The 21,298-nt window shown below is 71.8% G+C and carries 22 protein-coding genes; 11 read left to right on the top strand and 11 right to left on the bottom strand.

The features are described from left to right. Positions 1-80: 80 nt before the first annotated feature. The 4 genes from ACH54P_RS35365 to ACH54P_RS35350 form a co-directional block, all read right to left on the bottom strand. On the bottom strand, positions 81-554 hold the full coding sequence (locus tag ACH54P_RS35365; RefSeq protein ID WP_489907640.1) for a hypothetical protein: 474 nt from the start codon (positions 552-554) through the stop codon (positions 81-83). Between the two features lie 118 nt (positions 555-672). Beyond that, positions 673-1,278: a TetR family transcriptional regulator C-terminal domain-containing protein gene (locus tag ACH54P_RS35360; RefSeq protein WP_489916811.1), complete on the bottom strand. Its 606-nt coding sequence runs from the start codon at positions 1,276-1,278 to the stop codon at positions 673-675. Continuing rightward, positions 1,268-1,951: an MOSC domain-containing protein gene (locus ACH54P_RS35355; protein ID WP_489907639.1), complete on the bottom strand. Its 684-nt coding sequence runs from the start codon at positions 1,949-1,951 to the stop codon at positions 1,268-1,270. The genes ACH54P_RS35360 and ACH54P_RS35355 overlap by 11 nt, the downstream gene beginning before the upstream one ends. Before the next feature lie 27 nt (positions 1,952-1,978). After that, positions 1,979-2,893 carry a LysR family transcriptional regulator gene (locus tag ACH54P_RS35350; RefSeq protein ID WP_489907638.1) on the bottom strand — a complete coding sequence of 305 codons (915 nt, stop codon included), beginning with the start codon at positions 2,891-2,893 and terminating at the stop codon, positions 1,979-1,981. A 104-nt stretch (positions 2,894-2,997) separates the two neighbouring features. Here ACH54P_RS35350 and ACH54P_RS35345 point away from each other — a divergent pair, with 104 nt between their 5' ends. Both ACH54P_RS35345 and ACH54P_RS35340 read left to right on the top strand, forming a co-directional pair. Further along, positions 2,998-4,368 (top strand): M20 family metallopeptidase, encoded by a 1,371-nt coding sequence (locus tag ACH54P_RS35345; protein ID WP_489907637.1) that lies wholly within the window; start codon positions 2,998-3,000, stop codon positions 4,366-4,368. After that, a complete protein-coding gene (locus tag ACH54P_RS35340; protein WP_489907636.1) occupies positions 4,365-5,630 on the top strand; it encodes an MFS transporter in 1,266 nt (421 codons plus the stop codon). Before ACH54P_RS35345 ends, ACH54P_RS35340 begins: the two co-directional genes overlap by 4 nt. On the opposite strand, the gene ACH54P_RS35335 is transcribed toward ACH54P_RS35340, so the two are convergent. Both ACH54P_RS35335 and adh read right to left on the bottom strand, forming a co-directional pair. Next, on the bottom strand, positions 5,623-5,991 hold the full coding sequence (locus ACH54P_RS35335; RefSeq protein ID WP_489907635.1) for a DUF779 domain-containing protein: 369 nt from the start codon (positions 5,989-5,991) through the stop codon (positions 5,623-5,625). The genes ACH54P_RS35340 and ACH54P_RS35335 overlap by 8 nt on opposite strands. Next, positions 5,991-7,514, bottom strand: coding sequence for an aldehyde dehydrogenase (gene adh, locus ACH54P_RS35330; protein WP_489907634.1), 1,524 nt, complete (start codon positions 7,512-7,514; stop codon positions 5,991-5,993). Before adh ends, ACH54P_RS35335 begins: the two co-directional genes overlap by 1 nt. 112 nt (positions 7,515-7,626) lie before the next feature. On the opposite strand from adh, the gene ACH54P_RS35325 reads away from it, so the two are divergent. Continuing rightward, positions 7,627-9,099, top strand: a complete 1,473-nt coding sequence (locus ACH54P_RS35325; protein WP_489907633.1) for a helix-turn-helix domain-containing protein — start codon at positions 7,627-7,629, stop codon at positions 9,097-9,099. Between the two features lie 4 nt (positions 9,100-9,103). On the opposite strand, the gene ACH54P_RS35320 is transcribed toward ACH54P_RS35325, so the two are convergent. After that, positions 9,104-10,081: an NAD(P)H-dependent oxidoreductase gene (locus tag ACH54P_RS35320; RefSeq protein WP_489907632.1), complete on the bottom strand. Its 978-nt coding sequence runs from the start codon at positions 10,079-10,081 to the stop codon at positions 9,104-9,106. A gap of 97 nt (positions 10,082-10,178) precedes the next feature. On the opposite strand from ACH54P_RS35320, the gene sigJ reads away from it, so the two are divergent. The 3 genes from sigJ (at position 10,179) to ACH54P_RS35305 (ending at position 12,478) form a co-directional block, all read left to right on the top strand. Then, entirely contained in the window at positions 10,179-11,045 is an 867-nt protein-coding gene (gene sigJ / locus ACH54P_RS35315) for an RNA polymerase sigma factor SigJ (protein ID WP_489907631.1), read from the top strand. Positions 11,046-11,120: 75 nt separating this feature from the next. Next, positions 11,121-11,918 (top strand): SGNH/GDSL hydrolase family protein, encoded by a 798-nt coding sequence (locus ACH54P_RS35310; RefSeq protein ID WP_489907630.1) that lies wholly within the window; start codon positions 11,121-11,123, stop codon positions 11,916-11,918. Next, positions 11,897-12,478 carry a TetR/AcrR family transcriptional regulator gene (locus tag ACH54P_RS35305; protein WP_489907629.1) on the top strand — a complete coding sequence of 194 codons (582 nt, stop codon included), beginning with the start codon at positions 11,897-11,899 and terminating at the stop codon, positions 12,476-12,478. Before ACH54P_RS35310 ends, ACH54P_RS35305 begins: the two co-directional genes overlap by 22 nt. On the opposite strand, the gene ACH54P_RS35300 is transcribed toward ACH54P_RS35305, so the two are convergent. Both ACH54P_RS35300 and ACH54P_RS35295 read right to left on the bottom strand, forming a co-directional pair. After that, positions 12,398-12,682 (bottom strand): GNAT family N-acetyltransferase, encoded by a 285-nt coding sequence (locus tag ACH54P_RS35300; protein WP_489907628.1) that lies wholly within the window; start codon positions 12,680-12,682, stop codon positions 12,398-12,400. The genes ACH54P_RS35305 and ACH54P_RS35300 overlap by 81 nt on opposite strands. After that, positions 12,634-13,422 carry a GNAT family N-acetyltransferase gene (locus ACH54P_RS35295; protein ID WP_489907627.1) on the bottom strand — a complete coding sequence of 263 codons (789 nt, stop codon included), beginning with the start codon at positions 13,420-13,422 and terminating at the stop codon, positions 12,634-12,636. Before ACH54P_RS35295 ends, ACH54P_RS35300 begins: the two co-directional genes overlap by 49 nt. Before the next feature lie 68 nt (positions 13,423-13,490). On the opposite strand from ACH54P_RS35295, the gene ACH54P_RS35290 reads away from it, so the two are divergent. The 5 genes from ACH54P_RS35290 (at position 13,491) to ACH54P_RS35270 (ending at position 18,223) form a co-directional block, all read left to right on the top strand. Continuing rightward, positions 13,491-14,210: a DUF2786 domain-containing protein gene (locus ACH54P_RS35290; RefSeq protein WP_489907626.1), complete on the top strand. Its 720-nt coding sequence runs from the start codon at positions 13,491-13,493 to the stop codon at positions 14,208-14,210. Positions 14,211-14,391: 181 nt separating this feature from the next. Continuing rightward, positions 14,392-14,733 (top strand): ArsR/SmtB family transcription factor, encoded by a 342-nt coding sequence (locus ACH54P_RS35285; protein ID WP_489907625.1) that lies wholly within the window; start codon positions 14,392-14,394, stop codon positions 14,731-14,733. Further along, on the top strand, positions 14,730-14,978 hold the full coding sequence (locus tag ACH54P_RS35280; protein WP_489907624.1) for a hypothetical protein: 249 nt from the start codon (positions 14,730-14,732) through the stop codon (positions 14,976-14,978). Before ACH54P_RS35285 ends, ACH54P_RS35280 begins: the two co-directional genes overlap by 4 nt. A gap of 176 nt (positions 14,979-15,154) precedes the next feature. Then, a complete protein-coding gene (locus ACH54P_RS35275; protein ID WP_489907623.1) occupies positions 15,155-17,275 on the top strand; it encodes an MMPL family transporter in 2,121 nt (706 codons plus the stop codon). Between the two features lie 27 nt (positions 17,276-17,302). Next, the gene (locus ACH54P_RS35270; RefSeq protein WP_489907622.1) at positions 17,303-18,223 is read left to right on the top strand and encodes a DMT family transporter; all 921 of its coding nucleotides are present in this window, start codon (positions 17,303-17,305) and stop codon (positions 18,221-18,223) included. On the opposite strand, the gene ACH54P_RS35265 is transcribed toward ACH54P_RS35270, so the two are convergent. Together ACH54P_RS35265 and ACH54P_RS35260 are read right to left on the bottom strand one after the other, a co-directional pair. Further along, positions 18,166-20,289, bottom strand: coding sequence for a putative bifunctional diguanylate cyclase/phosphodiesterase (locus ACH54P_RS35265; protein WP_489907621.1), 2,124 nt, complete (start codon positions 20,287-20,289; stop codon positions 18,166-18,168). The two genes, ACH54P_RS35270 and ACH54P_RS35265, sit on opposite strands and share 58 nt — an antisense overlap. A 12-nt stretch (positions 20,290-20,301) precedes the next feature. Beyond that, positions 20,302-21,066, bottom strand: coding sequence for an SAM-dependent methyltransferase (locus tag ACH54P_RS35260; RefSeq protein ID WP_489907620.1), 765 nt, complete (start codon positions 21,064-21,066; stop codon positions 20,302-20,304). Positions 21,067-21,298: the final 232 nt, after the last annotated feature.

Genomic DNA, 21,298 nt, shown 5'->3' with positions numbered 1-21,298 from the left:
GAACCGGCGCGGCCGGACCGCGGAATGAATGGACAGCAGGAATGCCGCTCAGTGGTGCATTAGTGCAATGGGTGGAACGGTCAGGACCGGCCGGACCGCAATTCGACGAGCGGGGTGAATCCGTTCTGCGGATTGACGCCCTCGCCCACCGGGGTGTAGGTGTTCTCGACGATGTCGGTGGGGGTCGCGGTGCCCTTGATGACCACCGTGGCCTTGAGCTCGTGGGTGTCGCCGGTGACCGCGAACACGTCGGGCACGTCCATGCTCAGGTAGCCGGACTCCCCGGTGATGCGGAAGCAGAAGTACTGCTGCTCGGCGATCCGGCTCCACACCTTGACCAGCGATCCGCTCGCGGCGCAGTCGGTGAACAGGATGTGCCCGTCGCCCTTGAGCAGCCGGATGTGGTACTGCGCGTAGATCTGGTCGGCGCCGGGGTAGTCGTATTCCTCGACGATCGGCGGCGGGACGTCGTCCGCGAGAGCGGTTCCGGAAACGAACGGCAGCACGGCAGCGGAAAGGGCACCCGCGACGAGCAGGTGCGCGAACTTCTTCACAGTTTCATCCCCCTGGAAAGGCAGCCTCGGCCGCCCCGAATCCCCGATCCGCAAATGATCCTACGGACCACTTGATCGGGAAGTCAACAAGAAACCGGCGCGCCGCCCACCCGGCGTGTCAGCACCGCTTCCCGGCCGCCAGGCGGGCCCGGATCGCGCGCCGGGCCAGCTCGTACGGCCGGGTTCCGCCGCCGAGGACGGCGTCCGCGTTCGCCGCGCGGCCGAGCGCGTGCAGCTCGAACGCCAGCACCTCCGCGTCCGCGTCGACGTGCCCGAGGGCCACGGCGTCGGCGGCCGTCTCGCGGAGGAAAGCCGCGAACGAGCCGCTCGCGGCGGCGACCGCGTCGTGCACCCGGCCCGGGCGCGCGTCGAACTCCGCGCCGACGTTGAAGAAGAAGCAGCCACCCGGGAAGACGCGGTTTTCCGAGTAGTCCAGCCACTTCTCGCAGACCGCCCGCAGCCGCGGCAGCCCGGGCTCCGCCGCCCGGGCGGGCGTCACGACGTACGAGGTGAAGATCTCCAGCGCCGCCTCGACGGTCGCGAGCTGCAGGACCTCCTTCGAGCCGAACAGCGCGAACACGCCGCTCTTGCTCAGCTCCAGCTCGGTGGCCAGCCGGCCGAGGGACAGCCCGTCCAGGCCGTCGACCGAAGCGACGTCCACCGCCCGGCGCAGCACCAGGCGCCGGGTCGCGTCCCCGCGGGCGATCCGGCCGTCACCCGGCACGCCGCGCCCGCCAGCGGTCCACAGTGGACCGGACACCGTCGCGATAGGACTCCGAAAGCGCCGGCGTGGCCAGGATCCGCTCCGCGAGGGCGAGGGCCGCGTCGACGTGCTCCTCCGGCAGCTGCCCGAAGTTCGTGAACGCCACCAGGTGCACCTCCTCGACGGTCGGCGCCCCGGCCCGCTCGACAACCTCGATCGCGCCCGACGCCGGCACCGTGCCGGGCCGCAGCACCCGCAGGTACCAGCCGCTGCGGGCGGAGTCGATCATCGCCGGGCCGACGTCCTTGCGGCCGGTCTTCATCGCCAGCTTGAAGCACGGCTGCCGCGGCTGCGACACCTGCACGAGCGCGTCTCCCCAGGCCCACACGTCACCGATCCGCACGTCCGCCTCGGTCACGCCGCTCAGCGACAGGTTCTCGCCGAACCCGCCGGGCTCGACCTCGAAGCCGTCCGCGGCCCAGGCCGCGTAGTGCCCGGCGGGATAGACGTAGACCGCCTTGTCCACCCCGCCGTGCACGCGGAGGTCCGCCTGCCGGTCGCCGTCGAGGTTCAGCTCGGTGAGCGCCAGCTCCGGCGCCGTGACGCGCGCCTTCGTGATCGCGCTCAGCACGGCCCGCTCCCGGCGGTACCCCAGCACGCTCGGCTCACCCACGTAGACGCCCTCGACGTTCATGCGCCCGAAGATAGCACGACCGTTCGTTTACTTTCCCGGTTCCGCCGGGCGGAGCAGCGAGACGAGCAGCGCGGTGAACCGCGTCACCGTCAGCGAAAGGGTCCGGCCCGCCATCGTCTGCACCTGCGCTTCCCGTTGCCGGAACGCGGGATCGTCGAGGTGGGCGTAGGCGACGCCCTCCGCGGCGGCGTCCCCGTGCACGTCCCCGAGCCCGCCGACCAGCGAAATCCCGCCGCCCTGCCGGACGAACTCGTACAGCGGCGCGAGCTCGTCGCACTCCAGCACCCGGCGGACCGCGAGGTTCTCGATCCGGGCGGCGATGTCGAACAGCTCGCGCAGGCTCTGCCCCGGGGTGGGCAGCGCGACCGGGTACGCGCACAGCTCCGCCAGGCTGACCCGGGCCCGGCCCGCCAGCTCGTGCCCGACCGGCACGATCGCGAAAACCGGCACCACGACCGCGCTTTCCACGCGCACGCCGTGCTGCGGGCCGGTCGTGTAGGTGACGGCGACGTCCGCCTCGCCGTCGAGCACGCGCCGGGTCGCCTCCTCGCGCCGCACCACGTCGACGTGGAACGCGACCTCGGGGTGGTCGCGCCGGAACCCGGCGATCGCGCGCGGGACGACCCGGCGGCCGAAGCCCTCCGAGCACGCCACGGTGATCGACCGCGCCTGCAGCCCGCGGCCGGTGCGCAGCTCGTCGAGCAGCGCCGCCGACTCCGCCTCGCTGCGGCGGACGTGGTCGAGCAGCAGGTTCCCGGCGTCGGTCGGGATCATGCCGCGCGGGTGCCGGACGAACAGCGGCACGCCGATCCCGGCTTCGAGCTTGGCGATCTGCCTGCTGATCGCGGACGGCGCGACGGTCAGCGCGACGGCGGCCTCGGACACCGAGCCGGTGCGCGCGACTTCGAGGAAGTAGGTGAGCCCGGTGGGCAGCAGACGCATCGAGCCTCCCGATTTGCCTCCATGAGAACGCACGACGTCCAAAACGGCAATGGTCAGCGCCCCAGGAGCGACTTACGCTTTCCCGACACGACCCGGGAGGCCCCGTGATTCCTGCCGAACTCACCGCGAAGGCACAGGCCCACGTCGACTCCGGCGCCTTCTTCGCCGAACTCGCCACCCTCGTCGGGTATCCGACGGTGAGTGACGCTCCCGAAGGCCGCGTTGCCATCAGGGCATACCTCGACGAAGTCCTGACGCCGATGCTGACCGCGCTCGGGTGCGAAGTCACGACCTTCCCGAACCCGGACCCGGCCGGCGGGCCGTTCCTCGTCGGCACCCGGGTCGAATCGCCCGAGCTGCCGACGCTGCTCTGCTACGGCCACGCCGACGTCGTCGGCGAAGCGGGACAGTGGAGCGACGGCCTCGATCCGTGGACGCTGACCGCGGACGGCGATCGCTGGTACGGCCGCGGAACGGCCGACAACAAGGGCCAGCACCTGGTCAACCTCACCGCGCTGCGGCTGCTGCTGGCCGAGCAGGGCGCACTCGGGTTCAACCTGAAGTTCCTGTTCGAGACCGGCGAGGAAATCGGCTCGCCCGGCCTCACGGAATTCGCGTCGCAGCAGCGAGAGCTGCTGCGGGCCGACGTCCTCATCGCCTCCGACGGCCCGCGCCTGGACGCCGCGACGCCGACGCTGTTCCTCGGCGCGCGCGGCAGCGTCCGGATCGCCCTCGACGTCGACCTGCGTCCCGGCTCCTACCACTCCGGGAACTGGGGCGGGCTCCTGCGCAACCCCGCCACCACGCTCGCCGCGGCCATCGCGTGCCTGGTCGACGGCCACGGCCGCATCCAGGTCCCCGAGCTGCTGCCGCCGAGCCTCCCGGACACCGTGCGCACGGCGCTCGACGGCGTCGTCGTCGCGAACAGCCCCGGTGACCCGGTGCCGGACGAGGGCTGGGGCGACCCGCGGCTGACCGCCGCCGAACGGCTCTACGGCTGGAACACCCTGGAAGTGCTCTCGCTCGGCGCGGCCGACGTCGACCGCCCGGTCAACGCGATCCCCGGCCGGGCCAGGGCGGTGCTGCAGTTGCGGTACGTCGCGGGAACCGACGCCGACGGCGTCGCCGGTGCGGTCACGAGACAGCTGGCCGCACACGGGTTCCCGATGGTTTCGGTGACCGTCGACGGCAACTTCCGGGCCAGCCGCACGCCCGTCGACGATCCGTGGGTGCGGTGGGCGAAGTCCACTTTGGACGACGTGGCCGGCAAGCCGGTCGCGCTCCTGCCCAACTTCGGCGGCGGCCTGCCGAACCACGTCTTCACCGACGTCCTCGGGCTGCCGACGCTGTGGCTGCCGCACTCCTACCCCGGCTGCCTGCAGCACGCTCCGGACGAACACCTGCTCGCGTCCGTCGCCCGCGAAGGCGTCGTGCTCGCCACCGCCTTGTTCCACGCGCTCGGGGAGCGCCGATGACCGAGACGCAGACCCGCGGGCGCGTCGTCAACCGGCGCGCGATCGCCGCGGCGACCATCGGCAACGCGCTCGAGTGGTTCGACCTCATCGCGTACACGGCCATGGCGGCCTACATCGGCAAGACGTTCTTCCCCGGCGGGAACGCCGCCGTGCAGCTGGTCCAGGCGTACGCCGTCTTCGGCATCACGTTCCTGATCCGCCCGCTCGGCGGTCTCCTGCTCGGCGCGTACGCCGACCGGCGCGGGCGCAAGAAGGCCCTCGTGCTGACGATCCGGCTGATGGTCCTCGGCACGCTGCTGCTCGCGATCATGCCGGGCTACGACCGGATCGGGATCCTGGCCCCGCTCGGCGTGATCGTCGCGCGGCTGGTCCAGGGGTTCGCCGCGGGTGGCGAGTTCGGCGCCGCGACGTCGTTCCTCATCGAACAGGACGACCGGCGCAAGGGTTTCCTCGGCAGCTTCCAGTTCGCGAGCCAGGGCGTGTCGACGCTGCTGTCCGCCGGGTTCGCGGCCGGCCTCACGGCGTTCCTGAGCGACGACGCCATGACGGCGTGGGGCTGGCGGGTCCCGTTCGTCTTCGGGCTGCTCATCGGCCCGATCGGCTACTACATCCGCCGGCACGTCGACGAGTCGCCCGTGATGGCCGAGAAGACCCCCAAGCCGTCGACGATCCGGACGGTGTTCCGCCACCACTGGGGCGGGCTCCTGATCGCCGGTGGCGCGCTCGTGGTGTCGACGTCGCTGAACTTCATCCTGCAGTCGCTGCCCGCCTTCGCGATCAAGAGCCTGGGCATCGACGCCTCGCTGTCCTTCGTGGCCCTGCTGATCACCGGCGCCGTGCTCACGCTCGGCACCCCGCTCGCGGGCCTGTTCGCCGACCGCCACGGCCGGCTCCGGCTGATGGCCGGATCCGCGGTGCTGATCGGCGTGAGCGCGGTCCCGCTGTACCTCTGGGTCACCGCGGTGCCGTCGTTCCTCACCCTCACGATCGCGATGACGATCCTCGGGCTGCTGAAAGCCGCCTACTTCGGTGCCCTGCCCTCGGTGATGGCCGACGCCTTCCCGCCGGAAACCCGGGCCACGGGACTTTCGTTCGGGTACAACGCGACGGTCGGGATCTTCGGCGGGTTCACCCCGACGATCGCGGCGGCGCTGGTCGCCACGACCGGGTCGCCGGTCTCGCCGGGGTACTACCTCGTGCTGACGGCCTGCCTGAGCCTCGCCGCGCTGGCCGCCGCCTACCGGTTCCGCGGAATCAGCTGAGGGCCGCCGGCTCCTCGTCGGTGAGCAGGCGGGAGCGGATCAGGAAGCGCACGCCTTCGGGCGCCTCCAAGGAAAACCCGCTCCCGCGGCCGGGTACGACGTCGATCGTCAGGTGCGTGTGCTTCCAGTACCCGAACTGCGGCCCGGACATCCACACCGGCACGGCGTCGATGCCCTCGACCTCGAGGTCGCCGAGGCGCACGTCCGACGCGCCGGTGCGGAACTCCCCGGCCGGGTAGCACATCGGGGCGCTGCCGTCGCAGCAGCCGCCGGACTGGTGGAACATCACCGGCCCGTGGCGCGACACCAGCCGCCGCAGGAGGTCCGCGGCGGCCGGCGTCAGATCCACCCGTCGCACCATCAGAAGAACCCGAGCGCCTGGTCGGAGTAGGAGACGAGCAGGTTCTTCGTCTGCTGGTAGTGGTCCAGCATCATCTTGTGCGTCTCCCGGCCGATGCCGGACGCCTTGTAGCCGCCGAAGGCCGCGTGCGCCGGGTAGGCGTGGTAGTTGTTCACCCACACGCGGCCCGCCTGGATGTCCCGCCCCGCGCGGTAGGCGACGTTGCCGTCCCGCGACCAGACACCCGCACCCAAGCCGTACAGCGTGTCGTTGGCGATCTTCAACGCGTCGGCGTAGTCGTCGAACTTCGTCACCGAGACGACCGGGCCGAAGATCTCCTCCTGGAAGATCCGCATCTTGTTGTCGCCGGCGAAGACCGTCGGCTCGACGTAGTAGCCGCCGGACAGCTCGCCGCCGAGGTCGCTGCGGGCGCCTCCGGTGAGGATCTCGGCGCCCTCCTGCTTGCCGATGTCGATGTAGGACAGGATCTTCTCGAGCTGGTCGTTCGACGCCTGCGCGCCGATCATCGTCTCGGTGTCGAGCGGGTGCCCCTGCTTGATCTTCCGCACCCGTGCGACGGCGTCCCCGAGGAACCGGTCGTAGATGCCGGACTGGATCAGCGCGCGCGACGGGCAGGTGCAGACCTCGCCCTGGTTCAGCGCGAAGAGCGCGAACCCTTCCTGCGCCTTGTCGTAGAAGGCGTCGTTGGCCGCGGCGACGTCGTCGAAGAAGATGTTCGGGCTCTTGCCGCCGAGCTCGACCGTCACCGGGATGATGTTTTCGCTGGCGTACTGGAGAATCAGCCGGCCGGTGGTGGTCTCGCCCGTGAAGGCGATCTTGCGGACGCGGCTGCTGGACGCCAGCGGCTTGCCGGCCTCGACGCCGAAGCCGTTGACGATGTTGACCACGCCCGGCGGGATCAGGTCGCCGATGACCGACATCAGCACGTGGATCGACGCCGGGGTCTGCTCGGCCGGCTTGAGCACGACGGCGTTGCCCGCGGCCAGTGCCGGGGCGAGCTTCCAGACGGCCATCAGGATCGGGAAGTTCCACGGGATGATCTGGCCGACCACCCCGAGCGGCTCGTGGAAGTGGTAGGCGACGGTGTTCTCGTCGATCTGCGAGATGCCGCCCTCCTGGGCGCGCAGGGCGCCGGCGAAGTAGCGGAAGTGGTCGATGGCCAGGGGGATGTCGGCGGCGAGGGTCTCGCGGACCGGCTTGCCGTTCTCCCAGGACTCGGCGACCGCGATCTTCTCGAGGTTCCGCTCCATCCGGTCGGCGATCTTGAGCAGGACGTTCGCGCGTTCCTCGATCGAGGTCCGGCCCCACGCGGGCGCGGCGCCGTGGGCGGCGTCGAGCGCTTTCTCGACGTCGTCGGCGGTGCCGCGGGCGATCTCGGTGAACACCTTCCCGGTGACGGGCGTCGGGTTCTCGAAGTACCGGCCGCTCGCGGGCGGCACGTACTCGCCGCCGATGTAGTGGTCGTAGCGCGGTTCGAAGCTGACGACACTGCCTTCGGTGTTCGGTGCGGCGTACTGGACCATCTTCCCTGCCTCGTTGCTCGGAGTGACGGTTGAGCTGGTGGCGGCGAAGGTAGGTCCGGCAACGTTGCAAGCGCGTTGCACCCCTGTGAGCTGGGTCTCTACGCTGGTGAACGTGGCAGAGGCGCCCGAACCGGAGCTGCTGCGCGACCCCGAGTCGTACGCGCGGCTGCTGGAGCACGTCCGCGAAGCGGTGCTCCAGGGCGCTCCCGCGCCCCGGCTGCCCCGCTCCGTGGTCTCCGACTCGTGGAGCCGCTCGCTCGCCGCCCGCGTCGACCCGGACGACGGCGAAGCGCCGTTCGTCTACGACTCCGGCGACCTGCCCGCGCTGCGCGAGGCCCACCCGCTGGCCCCCGTGCTGCCGGTGCTGCGGCAGATGCTGGTCAGCATCGCCGACGACGCCGAGCACGTGATGATCGTGACCGACGCGGACGGCCTCATCCTGTGGCGCGAGGGCGCCGCGGGCCAGCTGCTGCGCGGCGACCGCGTCGGCCTCAGCGAGGGCACGCGGTGGAGCGAAGCGGCGATCGGCACGAACGCCATGGGCACGGCGCTGGCCACCGGCGAACCGGTGCAGATCTACTCGGCCGAGCACCTGGTCCGGCGCTACCACACGTGGACGTGCGCGGCGGCGCCCGTGCGCGACCCCGAGACCGGCGTGCTGCTCGGCTCGATCGACGTCAGCGGGCCGCTGCGCACGGTGCACCCGGCAATGCTTTCGCTGGTCACGGCGACGGCGCAGCTCGCGGAAGGCCAGCTGCGGGCCCAGCTGGCCGTCCGCGACGAACGGCTGCGACGGGTCAACATGCCGCACCTGGAGGCGTTGCGCGGCCGCCCCGGCGCGCTGCTTTCGGCGGGCGGGCGGGTGCTGGCGGCGCAGTCGTGCCTGCTGCCGTCCACAGTGGACGTCCGACGCGGCGGCGGCACGGTCGCCCTGCCCGACGGCCGCATCGCCACCGTGGATCCCCTTCCCGAGGGCTACCTGCTCCGGCTCTCGTCCTCGTCGGGAGCGCACCGGGCCCGGCTGCGCCTCGAGTACCTGCCCGACGGCGCACACTCGACCACTGTGGACGGTCGCGAAGTGCCGTTGACGTTGCGGCACGCGGAGATCCTGACGCTACTGACCCTGCACCCCAACGGCCTTTCGGCGGAACGGCTGGCGTTGCAGCTCTACGGCGAGGCGGGCAACCCGGTGACGGTCCGCGCGGAGATCCACCGCCTGCGGTCCCAGCTGGGCGCGTCGGTGGTGCAGACCCGCCCGTACCGCCTGGCAGCGGACGTCGACGCGGACTTCGCCCGGGCCCGCACGGCGTTGCGCAGCGGCTCCCCGGCCGACGTCCTGCGCGTGTTCCGGGGACCGCTCCTGCCGGAGTCGGAAGCCCCGGCGATCCGCGAGGAGCGGGAGACGCTCACGGCCCAGGTACGTCAGGTGGCGCTGAACAGCACCGACCCGGCCGTGCTGTGGTCGTTCTGGGAGACGGCGTGCGGCGTCGACGACCTGGCCGTGCTCGACGCGCTGCTGCGAACGCTCCCGGCGGCCGACCCGCGGCGGGCCGCCGTGACGGCCCACCGCGCCCGGCTCGCCTGAGCCCTCAGGGCTCGAGGTCCGTCACCCCCTTGCCGGTCGCCATGTCGAACGGCACGGACGCCTGGTCGTGGACGATCACCCAGTCGTCGCCGGTGTTCCGGAAGACGAACGTGGCCCGGACCCACATGCCCTCCGCGACCGTCCCGTTCTTCAACGTGCCGCTGATCCGCCCGAAGCCGTGCCCGACGGCGAGGTCGCCGCGGGCGGTGAGGGTCAGGTCGCGCAGCTCGTAGTCCACCTTCTCGAAGATCGTGAACACCTTGGCCCAGTTCTTCAGCTTCGCGTCCGTCCCCACGTGCTGCAGCGGCGGTTCGACGTCGAAGGACACGACGTCCGGGGCGTAGCTGTGCCGCAGCGCCTCGAGATCCTTGTGCCGGAGCCCGTCGATCATCGCGTCGATCCGGCGCCGGATCCCGGTTTCCGCGTCTCCGTGCCGCAGCGGCGCGAGGGCGGCGCTCCAGGCGACGACGTGGTCGAGCAGCAGGTCCAGCGCGGCGAGCTGGTACTCGCCCGGCTTGAAGACCGTGCGGTCCTCGAACTCGGTCGCCAGCGGCAGCGTGACCTGCGGGGCCACGTCGGCCAGCTGCAGCGCCCCGCACACCAGCCGCAGCTGCTCCACCGAGCGGGCGCCGCCCACCCCGCCGTAGGAGACGAACCCGGCCGCCTTGGTGTTCCACTCGACGTGCACGTGGTCCATGGCGTTCTTGAGCACGCCCGGAACGGAGTGGTTGTACTCCGGCGTGACCAGCACGAACCCGTCGCACGACGCGACGACCGCGGCCCAGGCGCGGGTGCGCTCGTCCTGGTACTGCCCCGAGAAACCCGGCGGTTCCTCGAGGTGCGGCAGCGGGTGGTCACGCAGGTCGACCAGCTCGAACGCGGCGTCCGTGCGCCGGCTCGCCCGCTCGTGGACCCACCGCGCGACCTGGTCCCCCACGCGGCCGGGGCGGGTGCTGCCGAGCACGATTCCGATCTTGGTCATCGTTTTCCCCTGTTCGGTTGACTTCGACCGGTACGACGAAGCGGCCCACCGGGATGTCAGGCCTGACGTTCGGGAAGGCTGTGTCGTCGGAGGAGTCATGACCACGCCATCGGATCCGGTCGTCGGCGAACGACGTCACCTGCTCAACCTCGCCTACCGGCTGCTCGGGTCCCTGGCCGAAGCCGAGGACGCCGTCCAGGAGACCTACGCCCGCTGGTACGCGCTTTCCCGGGAGCAGCAGGACGCCGTTTCCTCGCCCGGCGCGTGGCTGACGACGGTCGCCGGCCGCGTCTGCCTCGACGTGCTCGGCTCGGCGCGGGTCCGACGCGAGCGGTACGTGGGCGAGTGGCTGCCCGAGCCACTGCCCGACCAGGACGACTCGGTCGCCGACCGGATCACCCTCGACGAGTCGGTCACCATGGCCTTCCTCGTCGCGCTCGAAGCGATGACCCCGGCGCAGCGCGTGGCCCTCGTCCTGCACGACGTCTTCGGGTACGCGTTCGCCGAGGTCGCCGAGATCACCGGCCGCACGCCGGGCGCGTGCCGGGAACTGGCCTCGTCGGCCCGCCGCCGCGTCCGCGCCGCCCGGCCCGCGGCGCCGGCCGGCGGGCAGGCGAACCTGGTCAGGGACTTCAAGAAGGCGTGGGAGGCGGGCGACATCGACGCACTGGTCGGCCTCCTCGACCCGGCCGCGACCTTGACGGCGGACGGCGGCGGCGTGGTCCGCGCCGCGCTGACCCCGATCGAAGGCGGCGAACTGGTCGCGCGGTACGTCGTCGACCTGTCCGCCGGGGCCGCCGGCGCCCTGACGCTGGTGGAGCGCACGGTCAACGGCCTGCCCGGCCTGCTGCTCCAGCGCGGGGACGAGCTCGCGGCCGTGTACGCCTTCGACGTCGCGGGCGGCCGGATCACCCGCGTCTGGGCGATGCGGAACCCGGAGAAGCTCCGCCCGTGGCTCGGCTGACCCCGAGGTAGACAGCGTCTACATCAGTTTGATAGACAGTGTCTACAAGGTGAACCACGGGTTACGGAGATCGGGATGAGCTACCACCGTTTCGTCGTCCTCGGCGACAGCTGCGCCGAAGGCCTCGACGACCCGTACCCGGACCGAAGCCGCTACCGGGGCTGGGCCGACTTCGTCGCCGCCCGCCTCGCCGAGGACGAACCCGGTTTCCGCTACGCCAACCTCGCCGTCCGCGGCCGCCGGCTCGACCAGATCGTTCCCGAGCAGGTGCCGACCGCGACCCGCCTCGAACCCGACCTGGTCGCCCTCTTCGGCGGCGGCAACGACGTCATGAGCCGGGGCTGGGACGCGCGGACCGTCGCCCGCCGGGTCGACCGGGCCATCCGGGCCTGCACCGAAATCTCGCCCACCGTCGTCACCTTCACCCTCAGCGACGTCTCCCACCGGATGCCGCTGGGCCACCGGATGCGGCCGCGGATCGTCGCGCTCAACGAGGCCATCCGCGAAGCCGCCGTCAGCTACGGCGCGCTGCTCATCGACCTGTGGCCCGACCAGGCCGTCACGGACTCGCGGTACTTCGGCCCCGACCGCCTCCACCTGTCGGCCCACGGCCACCGCAGGCTCGCGGCCTACGTCCTCGACCGGCTCGGCCTCGACCCCGATCCGGCGTGGCTCGCGCCACTGCCGGGCGCCGCCGCCGGCGGCGGCCTGCGCGCCGACCTGCAGTGGCTGGTCCGCGAGGTGCTGCCGGTGGCCGTCACGCGCACGCGGAACCGGCTGATCGGCCGCCAGCCCGGCGACGGCTTCCTCCCGAAGCGCCCGGACCTGCTCCCCGTGCACCGGGACGAGGCGTGGGCACCCGGCAACGCCTGATCACGACGGCGTCGGAGCTGCTCGCCGAAGAAGGCGTCGGCGCGGTCACGCTGCGCGGGATCGCCAAGGCCGCCGGGGTCTCGCACGGCGCGCCGCTGCGGCACTTCTCCGGCCGCGCCGAACTCCTGTCCGCCGTCGCCACGCAGGGTTTCACCGAACTGCTCGAACGCCGGACGCGCCTGCCGGACGGCGGCCCGCGGGAACGGCTGACCGCCGCCTGCCACAACTACGTCGACTTCGCGCTGCGGCAGCCGGCGATGTTCGAGCTGATGTTCCGCCGCGACCTGATCGACCCGGACGAGCCCGCGCTCGCCGCGGTCAGCAGCGCGGTGTTCGACGAGTTCGCGGCCCTGGTCGCGGCGGCAGGCAGACCCGGCGGCCCCGATCCGCGGCTGGTCGCCGCTTCGCTGTGGGCCGCCCTGCACGGCCTCGCGCAGCTGTGGCTGTGGGGCGGGCTGGCCGGGGCGAGCTTCGCGCCGTCACCGGAGTCGGCGCTGGCCGTCACGCTCGACGCGTACCTGGGCCAGCTCCTGGTGCACGGCGAGCATGACCGGCAGTGACGTGTAGCCGATTTCGTGGTTGACGCGGATCATGTGCGCGTTGTCCGCCCCGGTCGTGGTGCTGATCCACGCGACCGCGGGCCGCTCGGCGAGCAGCCGCCGCAGCAGGTGCGCCTTGACGCAGCGTCCCAGTCCGCGTCCCCGGTGCGCCGCCGTCACCGCGGTGTCGCGCTGGTAGGCCCAGTCCGGACGGCGGGGGTGCACGCAGACTTCGTGAACGCGGCGACGTCCCCGGTCGCCTCGTGCACCGCGACCGCGACCCGTTGCTCGAGCCCCTGCGACCGCGCTTCGGCCTCGGCGGCGCGCACGCGCGCGGCCGTCCACTCCGGCCAGCGGTAGTCCGACTCCCCGAGCGGGGCGTCGTGGATCGCGCCCCGCGCGACGGCGTAGGAACCGAGGACGTCGTCCGGCGCCGCACCGGTCCACTGCCGCAGCCGGTAGCCCGCGGGCACCGGCACGTCCCAGCGCGACCGGTCCGCCTCGCCGACCACGAGCGCCTGCCGCACGATCGTCCGCACCCGCCGGAAGCCCAGCGCCTCGGCCCACCGCTCGCCGTCCGTCCCGGCGACGACCTGCCACCCTTCGACGACCCGGCGTCCGCGGGCCCGCAGTTCGGGCAGCACCGCCCGCAGCATCGCGGTGCCGATCCCCGCCCGCCGGGCGGCCGGGTGCACGACGACGTCGGTCAGGCCGATCGCGCTGTTCTCGGCTTCGAGGAAGTGCACCCCGGCGAACCCCACGACCGCGTTCCCGCGGCGGGCGATCCAGTGCGCCGCCGGTCCCGTGCCGGGGAGCGGTTTCCGCAGGCGCCCGGCCAGTTCCACGCGCGGGAGCGCGGGCTCGCCCGGGCGGTCGGCGGCCTGGCTCGCCACCAGAACGCGGTGGTAGGCGGCGAAGTCGGCGTCCTGGGCCGTCGCCGGGTCGAACCGCTCGATCGTGACCACGACTCCAGTGTCCGGGACACGCCGACCCGGTGCGCCCGCCCGAACACTTGATCGAATATATTCCCGCCATGACCGAGTCAGACCCTCAGCTCGAGCGCATCCGCAAGCTGCTGGCCAAGGCCGAGGATCCGGCGGTCACCGAGGCGGAAGCCGAGGCGTACAACCAGAAGGCCGCCGAGCTCGTCGCGCGGTACGGGATCGACCAGGCGATGCTCGCCGAGTCCGGCGCCAGCGCCGACGAGATCGGCACGCTGAAGATCCCGATGAACGACCCGTACAGCCGCGACAAGGCGAGCCTGCTCACGTCGGTCGCGTACCCGCTGCGCTGCCGGACCCTGCTGCACCGCCTCGGCCAGAAGGTCGAGAGCGTCACGGTGTTCGGCTACCGCTCCGACCTCGGCCGGGTGGAGCTGCTGTTCACCAGCCTGCTGCTGCAGGCGAGCACGCAGCTGACCCGCGTCCGGCCGGACGGCTTCTTTCCCGGTGAGTCCCTGGCGGCCTACCGGCGCACGTGGCTGCACGGCTTCGCCCGCGCGGTGCACGAGCGGCTTTCCCACGCCGAAGAGGAAGCGGTCCGCACGGCAATGCCCGGCCGCCGGTCGGCGGAACTCGTGGTCCGAGACCGCGCGCAGCTGGTCCAGCACGCGTTCGACGCGGAGTACGGCGGCCTGCGCTCGGCCGCGCCCCGCCGCCTGTCCGGCAGCGGCTACCTCGACGGCCACGACGCCGGGACGAAGGCGAACCTCGACCCGTCCGCGCTGACCCGCCGCCAGAAGGCCCTGCGCTGAGCGTCGCCCGGATGCCGGATCTTTTCGCTTCACGGCGAGAACTTCATCCCGGGCGGCATCGCCCCGGTGCGCACGTCGACCGCCTGCGACACGGCGACATACGTCCGGCTGGAACACCCGAGGTGATCTCAGGGATCACCCGGATGGTCACCCGGCCCACCACCTGCTAACTTTTGTTGGCATGTGGACCACGGGCGACGAGCTCCTGCGGCAGCTGGGCGCCCTCGGCAACCCGCACCGGCTGCGGATCGTCGCGGCGCTGCAGGCCGAGCGCACCTACGTCAGCAAGCTGGCCCGCGAGCTGCGGATCAGCCGCGCGCTGCTGCAGGTGCACCTGCGCAAGCTCGAAGCCGCCGGCCTGGTCACCGCCAGCTTCGAGGTCGGCGAAGACGGCAAGACCCTGCGGTTCTACGAGCTCACCCCGTTTTCCGTCGTGCTGACGCCGCAGGCGATCGCGGCCGCCGTGCCGACGCTGACCACACCGGAATCCGTCCAGCGGGACGGCGAGGAGGGACGGACATGAACTGGCACCAGTGGCAGGAGATCATCGGCGTGACGGGGGTCTTCGTCCTGATCACCGTCGTGCTGTCGATCGCGACCGTGCAGCTGGCCGCGACCTGGCGCGCCAAGGCCGCGCTGGCGCGGGAGCACGAATACCGCGCGCTCGCGGAGAAAGCCGTCCGGGCGCAGGAAGAAACGGAACGGCAGCTGCGGGACGTGCAGCAGAGCCTGCGTTCCATCGAACACGTGCTCAGGGAGGTCGACTGAGCTGCAACAACCGGGGCTCCGCCCGAGCCGGGGGCTCCGCCACCCGGAACCCCCGGAAACGCAACTGAGGCCCTGGACCGCCGAGCGGCAACTCGGCGGCCCAGGAGGAAGAAGCAACCACCTCGCCCGAGGGCGAGCTCTCATCGGATCACTCCTTCACGGAAGGACCTTAGTTCATGCTGCCTGCAGGCACCCCGGCTCACCGGCGGGGGCCGGTGGTCGAACGCGTCACGAACTGGTCGCTGCGGCACCGCGCCGCCGCGATCCTCGGCTGGCTGGCGCTCGTCGCGCTGGCCTGGGCCGTCGGCACGTTCGCCCCCGGCACCGACGCGCGGTCGAGCCCCGCCGGCGACGCCGGAACCGGCTCGGCCGTCCTCGACCGCCAGCACACCCGCGAGCCGTTCTGGGAGAACGTCCTCGTCCAGCCTCCGTCCCCACCGGCCACGGCCGACCTCGCGACCACGTTGACGGCATCGGGCGCGGCCGCCGACGTCCGCTCCCAGGTCTCCGCCGACAGCCGATCGGAACTGGTCACCTTCCGGATCACCGGCAGCGGCACCGGAATCCGGGCCAACCTGGCGACGGCGACCGCCGCTGTCGCCACGGTCGCCGCCCGGCACGCGAACGTCCGGTTCGCGCAGGCCGGCGACCTCAGCGTGGCCGCCGCGGTGGACCAGAGCATCAAGGAGGACATCAAGCGCTCGGAGACACGGTCACTCCCGCTCACCGCGCTGATCCTGCTGATCGTGTTCGGTTCGCTGGTCGCGGCGGCGATCCCGGTGCTGCTGGCGGGTACCACGGTGCTCGCGACGTTCGGCTTCCTGTCCGTTGTGGACAACTGGATCCCGGTCAACAGCGCCACTTCCGCCATGACGCTGCTGATCGGCATGGCGGTCGGCGTCGACTACTCGCTGTTCTTCCTGCGCCGGGTCCGCGAGGAGCGCACGCACGGCGTTCACGAGTCGATCCGGATCGCCGCGCGGACGTCCGGGCACGTGATCGTGGTGTCCGGGCTGACGGTCGTGCTGTGCGTGACCGGCCTGCTTTTCACCGGGCTCGACAACCTCCGCGGCCTGACCGTGAGCACGATCCTCGTCGTCGCACTGGCCGTGCTGGCCGCGGTGACGGTGCTGCCCGCCGCGCTGTCGTTGCTCGGGCACCGCGTCGACCGCGGCCGCGTCCCGTGGCTGGGCAACCGTCCGACGCGCTCCGGGTTCTGGGCCGCCGTGGCGGGCGTCGTCACCCGGCGTCCCGCGCTCTGGAGCGGAATCGCCGCGGCGCTGCTCGTGCTGCTTGCGTTGCCCGCACTGGGGATCCGGCTGCAGGACCCGGCGCCGACCGAAAGCCTGCCGCACAGCATTCCGGTGATCGACGCGGCCGCGCGCGTCCAGGAAGCGTTTCCCGGCGTGACGATGCCCGCGCACGTCGTCCTGTGGAACACCCGTGGCGGCCCGGTCGACACGCCCGCGCTGCGGCGGGCGATCGACGAACTCACCGCGGAAGTGCCGAAACCGGCCCTGGTCGTCCCGGTGGACCAGGCGCTCGTCGTCCGCATCCCGCTCGGCGGCACCGGCAACGACGAAGCGGCGAGCCGCACGCTCACGACGTTGCGCGAAACCCTGCTGCCGCGGACGGTCGGGCGGGTCGACGGCGTCGGGTACGCGGTGGCGGGCCGGACCGCCGAAGCGCACGACTTCACCGCGCAGGTGCTCACCCGCGCGCCGTTCGTCTTCGGGTTCATCCTGCTGCTCGCGTTCGTGTTGCTGCTCGTGGTGTTCCGGTCGGTCGCGGTGCCGGTGGTATCGATCCTGCTCAACCTGCTGTCGGCCGGCGCCGCCTACGGCGTGCTCACCCTCGTGTTCCAGGACGGCTTTCTCGCGTCACTGCTGGGTTTCACGCCCTACGGCGGCGTGCTGGGCTGGCTGCCGATGTTCCTGTTCGTGCTGCTGTTCGGCCTGAGCACGGACTACCACGTCTTCATCCTCAGCCGGATCCGCGAACGGCGGCGGGCCGGCGCCCCGGCCCGGGAGGCGATCGTCGAGGGCACGGCGAGCAGCTCCGGCGTGGTGACGAGCGCCGCGCTGATCATGACCGGGGTGTTCAGCATCTTCCTGAGCCTCGCCGCGATCGAGTACAAGATGCTCGGCCTCGGCATGGCGTTCGCGATCCTGCTCGACGCGACGCTCGTCCGCGGGGTGCTGCTGCCGGCGGCGCTCGCCCTGGCCGGTGATCGGCTCTGGCGCACCGACGCTGTAGCAAGCCTTAAAGATCCGTCCAGAACTCTTCACTTGTCCTGACAGGTCCGCTCCGGCACCGTGAGGAGCATGACGAGTGGACGGGGCGCCTTGGTGCGCATGGCCGTGCTGGCCCTCCTGTGGGGGTCGGGCTTCCTGTGGATCAAGCTGGCCCTGACCGGGCTGAGCCCCGTCCACCTCACGCTGGTGCGCTGCGCGCTCGGCGCCCTGACGCTGCTGGCGCTGGCGTTCGCGGCTCGCCAGCGGCTCCCGCGTGACCTCGCGACCTGGGGCCGGTTGATCGTCGCCGCGTTGTTCTGCAACGCCCTGCCGTTCGCGCTGTTCAGCTTCGGCGAGCGCACGGTGGACTCCGGCGTCGCCGGCGTCATGAACGCCACGACACCGTTGTGGTCGCTCGTGATCGGCGTCGCGCTCGGCACGGAACGCCGGCTCGGCCCGGCGCGGCTGCTCGGGCTGGTCCTCGGCTTCGCCGGCATCCTGGTGATCTTCGCGCCGTGGCAGCAGTCGGGCCTGCTGAGCGCGGGCGCGCTGGCCCTGCTCGGCGCCGGCCTCAGCTACGCGATCGCGTTCGCCTACATGGCCAGGAAACTGCCGCCGAACGGCGCTCCGCTCGCCCTTTCGGCCGCGCAGCTGATGACGGCCACCGCGCTGACCGCCGTCGCCCTGCCCGTCTCCTCCACGGCGCCGCACCTGACGCTGACCGCGGTCGTCGCGGTGACGATCCTCGGCGTCTTCGGCACCGGGATCACCTTCTACCTCAACTACCGGATCCTCACGGACGAAGGCCCGACCGCCGCGGCGACCGTCGGCTACCTGCTCCCCGTGGTGTCGGTCGGGCTCGGCGCCCTCTTCCTGGGCGAGCCGCTGTCGCCCCGCGTCGTCGGCGGCATGGTGGTCGTGCTGGTCGCGGTCGGCCTGACCCGGTGGAAGGCTCAGGTGCCGGCGAAGTGCCCGACGAGCTCCCCCGGTGGCTTAGCGGTCCCGAAGTAGTCGCCCGTGGCCAGCTCGGCACCGGCCGTGCGCCACCAGCTCGCCTGGTCCTCGGTGTGGATCCCGTCGACGACGAGCGTGGCCCCGACCTGCCGGACCAGCGGGACGAGGGCGCCGAGGAACGTCGAGTCCGACCACGCCTGCCATTCGGCGAGCCGCCGGTCGACGCGCACGATGTCCACCGGCAGGTCCTCGATCGCCCGCAGGTCGTCGGGACCCAGCCCGAACTCGTCGAGCATGACCTGGACACCCAGGTCGGCGAGCGCGGTGACGTTCTCGATCACACCCGGCACCGGCAGCGCGCCGGCCGGCACGCCGAGCATCAGCTGCTCCGGTGGCAGGCCCGTGTCCGCCAGCAACCGCGTCACGCGCGTGCCCAGGGCGTCGTCGGAAACCTGGTGCCCGGTGAGCCCGGCGACCATCGGGAGCCCGAAGTCCGCGCGCTGCCGCCACCATTCGCCCTGCCGGGCCGCCGCGCGCAGCACCCAGTCCCCGAGCGGCAGCATCAGCCCGGTCTCCTCGGCGAGCTCCGCGCAGCGCTCGTGCGCCAGCGGCGGCTCAGCCGGCCGGTCCCAGCGCAGGCGGGCTTCGACGCCGGCGACGCCACCGTCCGCCAGCCGCGCCATCGGCCGGTACCGCACGCCGATCTCGCCGTTCTCCCAGGCCCCGGCCATGCCGACGGCCAGCACCTGCGTCCGCCGGTCTTCGGCGTCGGCTTCGCGGTCGAACATCTTCCACTGACCACGCCGCCGCGCCTTGGCCCGCCGCAGCGTCTGGTCCGCCGCGCGCAGCAGCTCACCCGGGTCGATGCCCTTGTCCGGCCGGTGCACCACACCGGCGCTGGCCGACAGCGCGAGCCCGTGCCCGTCGACGAAGAACGGCTCGGCGAGCTCGTCGTTGATCGCGCGCACGATGGTGTCGATGTCGGGCGTCGTCGCCGAGTTCTCGACCAGGATGCCGAACTCGTCGCTGTGGAACCGCGCGATCATGGCCTTCTCGCGGGCCATCACCACCTTCAGGCGCTGCGCGAAGTGCACCAGCAGCTGCTCGCCGACCCGGCGGCCGAGGCTGTTGCAGACCATGCCGAACGCGTCGAGGTCGACGTGGAACAGGGTGACGCCGTACACCGGGTCGGCGCGCCGCAGCGCCGTCTCCAGGTGGGTGCCGAAGTACTGGCGGTTCGGCAGCCCGGTCAGGACGTCGTGCAGGGCCTGGCGGCTCAGCTCGCTCTGCAGCAGCATCAGCTCGGTGCCGTCCTCGACCACGACGACGAAGTGGGCGGGCCGGTCTTCGGCGTCGCGCAGCAGCGACGCCGTCAGCGAGATGCGGGCGACGTCGCCGTCCGCGCGCAGCAGCCGGTGGGACTGCCGGATCCGCTCCTTGCCGTCGTCGAGCAGCGACCGCATCGCCTCGCGGAGGACCTCGACCGAATCGGGGTGGACGACGTCGTAGAGCACGGACCCGGTCAGCTCGCCGGACGCGTGCCCGAGCATCTCGGCCAGCGCCGCGTTGGCCCGCACGATCCGGCCGTCGAGGGCGACCAGCGCGATGCCGCTCGCCGACGACGTCACCACCTCTTCGAAGCGCGCTTCGCTCTCCTTGAGGTTCCACTGGGCGTCCCGCACCGCCTTGAGCAGTGACAGGTGCATGATCTCCTGCTGGTCGAGGACGCTGCGCTCGTGCGCGAGCAGGAACCCGCACGACAACGCGCCGAGCGCCAGCACGATCCGCTCGGCGAAGCAGTCCACCGGCTGGAGTTCGGGCAGCGTCGGCAGGCCCTTCCCGAGGACGTCGAGCGTGCACCGCAGCCCGGGTTCGCCGACGTAGCCGAGCGCCACCAGGCGCGCGCCTATCCGCTCGGCCGGCGTCGTGTCGACGGACCTGTCGCGCAGGCATTCGATCAACGTGTCGAGCTGGCCGCGGAGTTCGCCGTCGAGTTCTTCCCGGCTCAGCGAAACGACGGTGACGCCGCTGAGCAGGTAGGCCCATTTCCGGGCGAGGAGGCTCCGCCCGCGTTCCGGGTCGGGAACGGCGGGCGGTTCCGGGACGTGATCGATCTTCGGCATTCGTGGGTTCACTTAGCTTTTGCGACCGATTCCGGCGTAAACCAGCATGTTCATGGCGGCCGCGCCGGAGATGTCCGCCGGCCCGGACGGCCGCCATTCGCCGCAGCCGACCAATCCCGGTTCGACGAGTTCGAAGCCCGCCAAAAGGGCGGACACCTCGGCGTGCGTCCGCAGCGTCACCTGATCGGGACTGCGGCTCTCTTTGATCACATCCGTCGCTTCTTCGAGATTTTCGCCCTGGTGGTCGCCGGTGACGTGGGTGATCGCGAAGAAACTGCCGGGCGCCAGTGCCGCGCGATAACGCCCGACCAGCTCGAGCGGGTCGGACTCGTCCGGGACCCAGTGCAGCATCAGCAACATCAACAGGCCCAACGGCTCGCCGAGATCGAGCAGCCCGCGCACCTGCGGGGAATCGAGGATCTTTTCCGGATCCCGCATGTCGGCCTGCACGACGGCCGCGCGGTCGTTGCCCGCCAACATCAATTCGCTGTGCGCGACCGCCACCGGGTCGCGGTCGACGTACACCACGCGGCACCCGGGATCCTGCGCCTGGGCGACCTCGTGGACGTTCGCCACCGTCGGGATGCCGGACCCGATGTCGAGGAACTGCCGGATCCCGCGGTCGGTCATGAACCGCACCGCGCGCCCGAGGAACGCACGGTTCACGCGCGCGGAGTCGCGCAGGCCGGGCATCACGCGTTCGATCTGCTCACCCACCGCGCGATCGACGGCGAAGTTGTGGCCGCCGCCCAGCATGAAGTCGTAAGTGCGAGCCATGCTCGGCACGGAGATATCGACACCCGGTGGAACCCATTCCGGTGATCGTGTCACGGAGAACACCTTCTCAGTCGCGGCGGACCGGAAAGAGCTTAGCGATTCCTCCCGGATCGTCTACTGCGCCATATGCGTGAGGGCACACCACCCGATCGGGCACTGTCCCGTTCGGCCGGACGCGCCTACCGTAGGCCGTCTCCTTGGGAAATCCACCACAATGGCGCAAACGAGGAGT

Source organism: Amycolatopsis sp. N2S4-7, assembly GCF_058119595.1.
This window is presented reverse-complemented; position numbering and strand designations above follow the sequence as displayed.